General features: G+C 65.9%; 9 protein-coding genes. 5 read left to right on the top strand and 4 right to left on the bottom strand.

The window, feature by feature from the left end:
• Positions 1–113 precede the first annotated feature (113 nt).
• Positions 114–473: a DUF1428 domain-containing protein gene (locus tag A7X97_RS06295; RefSeq protein ID WP_049414306.1), complete on the bottom strand. Its 360-nt coding sequence runs from the start codon at positions 471–473 to the stop codon at positions 114–116.
• 276 nt (positions 474–749) lie between these two features.
• On the opposite strand from A7X97_RS06295, the gene A7X97_RS06290 reads away from it, so the two are divergent.
• Together A7X97_RS06290 and A7X97_RS06285 are read left to right on the top strand one after the other, a co-directional pair.
• Complete coding sequence (locus tag A7X97_RS06290) at positions 750–1,322, top strand: OmpO family porin (RefSeq protein WP_072168711.1); 573 nt, start codon at positions 750–752, stop codon at positions 1,320–1,322.
• 198 nt (positions 1,323–1,520) lie between these two features.
• Positions 1,521–2,198, top strand: coding sequence for a response regulator transcription factor (locus A7X97_RS06285; protein WP_180885742.1), 678 nt, complete (start codon positions 1,521–1,523; stop codon positions 2,196–2,198).
• 6 nt (positions 2,199–2,204) lie between these two features.
• On the opposite strand, the gene A7X97_RS06280 is transcribed toward A7X97_RS06285, so the two are convergent.
• Entirely contained in the window at positions 2,205–2,594 is a 390-nt protein-coding gene (locus tag A7X97_RS06280) for a DUF6165 family protein (RefSeq protein WP_111007698.1), read from the bottom strand.
• Between the two features lie 178 nt (positions 2,595–2,772).
• Between A7X97_RS06280 and A7X97_RS06275 the strand changes: the two genes are divergently transcribed.
• The gene (locus A7X97_RS06275; protein WP_111007697.1) at positions 2,773–3,471 is read left to right on the top strand and encodes a TorF family putative porin; all 699 of its coding nucleotides are present in this window, start codon (positions 2,773–2,775) and stop codon (positions 3,469–3,471) included.
• Here A7X97_RS06275 and A7X97_RS06270 read toward each other — a convergent pair.
• Complete coding sequence (locus A7X97_RS06270; protein ID WP_194434067.1) at positions 3,468–4,616, bottom strand: MFS transporter; 1,149 nt, start codon at positions 4,614–4,616, stop codon at positions 3,468–3,470. The genes A7X97_RS06275 and A7X97_RS06270 overlap by 4 nt on opposite strands.
• Before the next feature lie 142 nt (positions 4,617–4,758).
• Between A7X97_RS06270 and A7X97_RS06265 the strand changes: the two genes are divergently transcribed.
• Entirely contained in the window at positions 4,759–5,646 is an 888-nt protein-coding gene (locus tag A7X97_RS06265) for a LysR family transcriptional regulator (RefSeq protein ID WP_111007695.1), read from the top strand.
• Here the strand turns inward: A7X97_RS06265 and A7X97_RS06260 are convergent.
• A complete protein-coding gene (locus A7X97_RS06260; RefSeq protein WP_005420526.1) occupies positions 5,615–6,082 on the bottom strand; it encodes a YehS family protein in 468 nt (155 codons plus the stop codon). The two genes, A7X97_RS06265 and A7X97_RS06260, sit on opposite strands and share 32 nt — an antisense overlap.
• A gap of 83 nt (positions 6,083–6,165) precedes the next feature.
• Between A7X97_RS06260 and A7X97_RS06255 the strand changes: the two genes are divergently transcribed.
• Complete coding sequence (locus A7X97_RS06255) at positions 6,166–6,654, top strand: hypothetical protein (protein WP_069138031.1); 489 nt, start codon at positions 6,166–6,168, stop codon at positions 6,652–6,654.
• Positions 6,655–6,706: the final 52 nt, after the last annotated feature.

Raw genomic sequence — 6,706 nt, 5'->3', positions numbered from 1 at the left:
GCGGAATGGGCGCTGGCATGGGCGGCATGGGCCTCGGTGCCGGCGCCGCACTGGGCGCCGGCCATGCCACTGCCAGCGATGAAACGGACGCGCGCTGAGCACGTCCGCCGGGTTCAGCGGGTCAGCTCGTAGATCGGCACGAAGCCGCCGTAGATCATCCGCGCACCGTCAAACGGCATCGGATTCTTCGTTGGGTCAAACCGCGGGTCTTCCATCATCTTCTTCATGCCGGCGTCGCGGGTCGGTTTGTCGGGCCATTCGATCCAGGAAAACACCACCGTCTCGTCCGGCGTGGCTTTCACCGCGCCGAAGAAGTCGGTGGTCTTGCCGTGCGGCACGTCATCGCCCCAGCACTCGACCACGCGCAGTGCCCCGTACTCGATGAAGACCGGATCTCCTGTGCGTGCATGGGCGAGGAACTTCTCCTTGTTGGCGGTGGGCACCGCCAGGACGAAACCATCGATGTAGCTCATTGCCAGCCTCCGGATGGACCGTGCCACATGCACGGCCTTCAAGTACACGACGAACCAGGGGATCGGGGATCGACAGCGCTGGATCGTGAAGAAACCTGAAAATGCACGCGCGCCGCGCGCGTATGCCAGATACAGCCTGAATCAAGCCAGAAAATTCAGCAATGCGAAGACTGCTGTTTTCAGGGAGCGTTGTGGCGAATAACGGAGAATTTACATTCCCGATGCGATGGCGCCCTGGCGCTGCTGCACACCATAAGAAAGTAAAGGTGTACCCCCATGAAGAATTCGCTGATTGCTCTGGCCCTGGCCGCTGCCCTGCCGTTCACCGCCTCGGCTGCTGAAAACCTGTCCTACAACTACGCCGAAGCCAACTACGCCAAGACCGACAACGACGCGTTCAAGTCCGACGGTTGGGGCGTGAAGGGTTCGTACGGCTTCCTGCCGAACTTCCACGCTTTCGGTGAGTACAGCCGTCAGGAATTCGACCACACCAACGTCAAGCTGGACCAGTGGAAGATCGGTGCAGGCTACAACGTTGAAATCGCTCCGAGCACCGACTTCGTTGCCCGCGTTGCCTACCAGAAGCTCGACCCGAAGCACGGCCTGGACTTCAACGGCTACAGCGCTGAAGCCGGTATCCGCACCGCCTTCGGTGCCCACGCCGAGGTCTATGGCATGGTCGGCTACGAAGATTTCTCGAAGAAGCACGGCGTCAACCCGGAAGGCCAGTGGTACGGCCGCCTGGGTGGTCAGGTCAAGCTGAACCAGAACTGGGGCCTGAACGGCGAACTGAAGATGAACCGCGACGGCGACAAGGAATACACCGTCGGCCCGCGCTTCAGCTGGTAATTGCTGTTCCGGCGCGCCTGCGCGCTGGAGAAGTCTCGACAGGCCCGGCTCTTGCCGGGCCTGTTGCGTTTGTGGCGGCGCGAAACAAAATGCCGTCTGACTGGTGGTGCACGCGGGCCGAGCATTGCAAGGAATTGGATTCCGCCGCTGCGGGCACCGGCCTACGGTGGATGTTCCATGTTGCCTGGACAGGCCGCGATGCCACCGACACTCCCGCCCCTGCGGCCTGATCGGCCACGACGCCTGGCGCTGCTTGATCCGCACCCGGTACTGCGGTTGGGCGTGGAAGTTCTGCTCCGCCAACACAGTGGTGTGCAGGTGCGCGTGAGCCTGTCCAACGAGGCGCGCCTGCTGCAGTTGCTGGAGCGCAGCCCGAGGTGTGTCGACCTGCTGCTGATCGATGCGCTGCCGATGGGCGACCTGGGCGATGGGTTGGCCCTGCTGCGCGTGCTGTCGCAGCGTTGGCCGGCGCTGCCGGTGCTGGTGCTCTCGGCGCACTGCAACGCCAGTACGGTGACCACCGCGATGCGAGCCGGCGCGCGCGGCTTCCTGTCCAAGTCGATGCCACCGGAGACGTTGCTGCGCGCCATTGACGTGGTCGCCCGTGGCGGCCGCTTCGTGCCACCGGAACTGCGTGAGGAGCTGAAGCTGCCACGCACACGCCGGGTATCTGCACCGGTGCTGACGCCGCTGAGCCAGCGCGAGCGTGAAGTGCTCGGGTTGGTGCTGAAGGGCGTCAGCACCAGTGAAATGGCCCTGCGCTCAGGGCGCTCGGCCAGCACCATCAGCTCGCAGAAAACGTCGGCCTACCGCAAGCTCGGCATCCGCGGGGATGGTGACCTGTTCCGCTTCCGCCACCTGCTCGAATGTGGCTGAGCGGCCTTACTCGCCCTGGTACTGCTTCTCTTCCACCAGCGCCGAACCGGCCACGCGGTTGATCTCGTTCTTCACCTGCACGCGCTCGCCATTGGTGCCATAGACACCGCGTGCCAGCTGGGTGAACGCATCGTCGAACACCTGGGCCGCTTCCTTGTCGCGCAGCTGGTCCTGTATGTCCCACATGCGTTCGTTGATCGCCTTCAGCTGCTGCTTCAGCGCGTCCAATGCCGGCTGCGCCTGCAGCTGCTGCTGCAGCAAGGGCAACAGGCCATCCAGTTCGGTGCGCACGTTGGCCAGCTTGGCAGCATCATCGATGCGCTCGGCCTTGATCTCGAGAATGGTGATCTTGTCGATCAGCTCGCCGATCGATACCGGGGTCAGGATGGCGTCCACGTGGTTGGTTCCTGGAAACAAGGCGCCATGATACCGCGCGGCTGGCACGTAGCCTTCATCGACGGGATTTACGCCGAATTTGCGCCGCAGGCCGGGCAGCGCCCTCGATCCGTTACGGCGGCGCACCCGACACTGCCGTCCCGGCGGCGCGACCGCCTTCGACGAGGAACACAGTGCAGTGAACAGCAAGGGGATGATGGCGGCGCTGGTGGCCGCCCTGGCAGGGCTGCTCGGGATCGGCAGCGCGCAGGCACAGGTGCAGGCCAGTGGCAGTGCTGCATTGACCAGCGACTACGTGTGGCGTGGCAGCTCGCAGAGCGATGGCGACCCGGCGGTGCAGGCCGGCGCGAAGGTCTCGATCCCGTCGGGATGGTACGCCAGCGTGTGGGGTTCGAACGTTTCGTTCAAACCGGACAATGGCGCGCGCAGCGAGTTCGACCTGGTGGCGGGCTGGTCCGGCGCACTGGCACCGGACTGGAGCCTGGATGCCAACCTGACCCGTTACGTGTACCCGGGCACCGGCCGCGCGCTGGACTGGACCGAGCTCAACACCACGTTGACCTGGAAGCAGCGCGCCTGGCTGCAGGTCGCCCATTCCAACGATGCGTTGGCCGGTGGCCATCGCGGTACCTATGCCCAGCTTGGTGTGCGTGTGCCGTTGCACGAACGCCTCCGCCTGGAAGCAGCGGTGGGCCAGTACTGGCTGGCCACCGCGCAGGGCCCGGACTACCTGCATGGGCAGCTCAGTGCCATCGCCTCGCTTACCCCGGCATGGGAACTGCGCGCCACCGTGCATGGCACGGACAACGCAGCCAAGCGCCTGTTCCCCGGCAACGCCGGTGGGCGATGGGAGCTGGCGCTGCAGGGCAGCTTCTAGTCGGCCAGCGACGCCTGGCGCGCACGCAGCGCGCCGGGCAGCCACAGCAGCAGGGCCAGCACGGCCACGGCGGCACCGGCCACGCAGACGCCGGTCCAGCCGAAGCGCTGGTAGACCTGTGCAGACAGCAGCGAGCCCAGCGAGCCGCCGATGAAATAGCCGGTCATGTAGCCGGCATTGAGGCGGTTGCGTGCTGCCGGTTGCAGCGCGTAGATCAGGTTCTGGTTGCTGACGTGCAACAGCTGCGCGGCCAGATCCAGCACCACCACGCCCAGCAGCAATGCCAGCAGCGAGTGTGCGGACAGCCCCAGCGGCAGCCACGACAGCAGCAACAGCGCCAGTGCAATGGCGGTGGCACGCCCGGTCTGGCCACGGTCGGACATGCGACCAGCCAGACCCGCCGCCAGCGTGCCGGCCGCACCGACCAGCCCGAACAGGCCGATGGTGGCGTCGCTGTAGGCGTACGGCGGTTGTGCCAGCAGGAATGCGAGCGGGGTCCAGAAGATCGCGAACATGGCGAAGCTGCAGGCGCCCAGCAGCGTACGCTGGCGCAGCACCGGTTCCTGCACGAACAGCACGCCGATCGAGCGCAGCAATGCGAAATAGCCAAGGCCGGCGCTGTGGTGGAATCGCGGCAGGCCGCGCTGCAATGCCAGTGCGGTCAGCACCAGAGTGGCAGCGGCGATCGCATACACCAGGCGCCAGTCGCCCAGGCTGGAAAGCAGGCCGGCCACGGTACGCGCCAGCAGGATGCCCAGCAGCAGGCCACTCATCAATGTTCCGACCACGCGGCCGCGGTGTTCCGGCGCGGCCAGCGTGGCGGCGAACGGCACCAGTACCTGGGCCACCACCGAAAACAGGCCGGTGATCGCAGTGCCCACCAGCAACCAGGTCAGCGACGGTGCGCAGGCACTGATCACCAGTCCGCCCGCCGACAGCAGGCTCATCACCACGATCAGGCGGCGGCGTTCGAACAGGTCACCCAGCGGCACCAGCAGAATCAAGCCGGCGGCATAGCTCAGCTGCGCGGCGGTAACCACCATGCCGACCTGGCCGAACGGCACGCCGAAGGCGTCGGCGATGGTGTGCAGCAGCGGTTGCGCGTAGTAGTTGCTGGCCACGGCCACACCGGTGGCGACCGACATCAGCAGCACCTGCCAACGGTGCAGAGGGGGAAGGGACGGGCTCACGCGATGTTCCAGGAAGCGGGGGCACAGTGTCCGCCTGCTGCGAGCATGATGGAAATGAATCATCATCATCCATGCCATCTGAAAACAAGATAGTTGTATGAACCTCAAGCAGCTCGAGTTCGCCGTGGCGCTGTCCGAAGAGGGCAATTTCACCCGTGCCGCCGAGCGCTGCCACGTGGTGCAGTCCGCGCTCAGCCACCAGATCGCCCACCTGGAACAGGAACTGGGTGCCACGCTGTTCGAGCGCCTGCCGCGCCAGGTGCGGGCCACCGCCGCCGGCGAGGCGTTGCTGGTGCACGCACGCCAGGTGCTGGCCAGCCTGCGCCACCTGCGCGCCGACGTGGCCGCCGTCAGTGGCGAAGTGCGTGGGTTGCTGGCCATCGGGCAGATTTCCTCGCTGACCGGAATCGACGTTGTGGCGATGCTGGCGGCGTTCCAGCGCGTGCACCCGCAGGTGGAGTTCCAGTTGCGCGTGGACAAGAGCGAGGACCTGATCGCGCAGGTACATTCGCGCGCGCTGGATGTGGCACTGGTCGGCCTGGCGCCTTCGGCAGCGCTGGACGGTGTCTGCCATCAGGTGCTGCAGGAGGAGGATCTGGTAGCGGTACTGGCGCCATCGCACCGGCTGGCCGGGCGCAAGCGGCTGCCATTGGCCGCACTGCAGGATGAAGCATTGGTCGACTTCCCGCGCGGCACCGGCGCACGCCGTCAGACCGATGATGCTTTTGCCGCAGCCGGACTGCCGCACACGGTCCGTTTCGAGGTCAACCTGATGGAACTGGTCGAGCGCTTCGTCCGCCATGGGTTGGCGGTCGGCATCGTGCCGGCATTGATCGCCGATGGGTTCCAGGGCGTGGTGCAGATTCCGCTGCAGCCGACCCCGACCCGGCGCGTGCACCTGATCTGGCAGCGCCTGCCGACACCAGCGGCGCGGGCGTTCGTCGACGCCGTGCTCAGCCGCGCAGGCGCAGGCTCAGGCCCTTGAGGAAGTTGCGCAGCATCTGGTCCAGGCAACGCCGGTAGTTGGCGTGCCCGGGTTGACGGAACAGCGCGCCCACTTCCGACTTGGAGACATTGAAACCTGCGCTGGCAAAGATCTCCATCAGGTCCACGTCGCGCAGCTGGAACGCCACGCGCAGCTTCTTCAGCACCAGGTTGTTGTCGATGCGGGTTTCCACTGCGCGCTGCGGCTGGCTCTCGTCGCGGCCACGCAGGTGCACGATCAGGCCGTCGAGGAAGTGCGCCAGCGCGCTGTCGTTCATCGCCTCGAAACCGGCTTCGTCCTCGCGGCGCAGCCAGGCCTTCACCTGCCCGGTATCCACGGCAAAGGCCGGGTCGGCCATCTGGCACAGGGCGACCACGTGCTGGTCACCCAGGTCCAGGGAATAGCGCACGCTGCGCAGGACATCATTGTTGATCATGGCCCATTGTACCGGCCCCTGGCGTGTCACCGGACTGTCATCGAACTGCAGCATCGTGAGCACTCGTTCGCTGGGACCCTTGCATGCGCCGGTATCTGTTTTCCGCACTACTGCTCGCCGGCAGCTTCGCTGCCTTTGCCCAGGACCGCTTCGTACCCGTCGAGCGGCGCCTCAGTGCATCCCAACTGGCCGAGGTCGGGCTCAGTCCAGCGCAGTTGCAGGCGTTGAACCGGGTACTGCGCGAGGCAGAGAGCACGGCCGCCGCGTCGACGGCAGCGGTGGCCCCGGTCGCTGCGCCGCTGCCTGCCAATGTGCCGGCACCGCCAGCAATGCATCTGGGCCTGGATGACGAACCGGTCAGTGCCCGTGTGGTCGGAGAGGTCGCAGGCTGGCAGCCCGGCACGCTGTTCACCCTTGATAACGGCCAGCAATGGCAGGTGATGAAGGGACAGATGAAGCTGCGCACGGTGTTGCAGTCGCCGCAGATCGCCGTTGTTCCAGGAATTGCCGGGCGCTGGTTCCTGCAGGTCGACGAAGACCTGCCCAAGGCCAGAGTGTTTCGCGTGCGTTGAGCCGGGGGGACGACTGGACGGCGGGCACCTCAGGACGGGCCGGGAATGCCAG

Origin of the sequence: Stenotrophomonas sepilia, from assembly GCF_003244875.1 — a bacterium.
Lineage (GTDB): Bacteria > Pseudomonadota > Gammaproteobacteria > Xanthomonadales > Xanthomonadaceae > Stenotrophomonas > Stenotrophomonas sepilia.
Note: the sequence above shows the minus strand (reverse complement) of the source record. Positions and strands in the feature narration are given on the sequence as shown.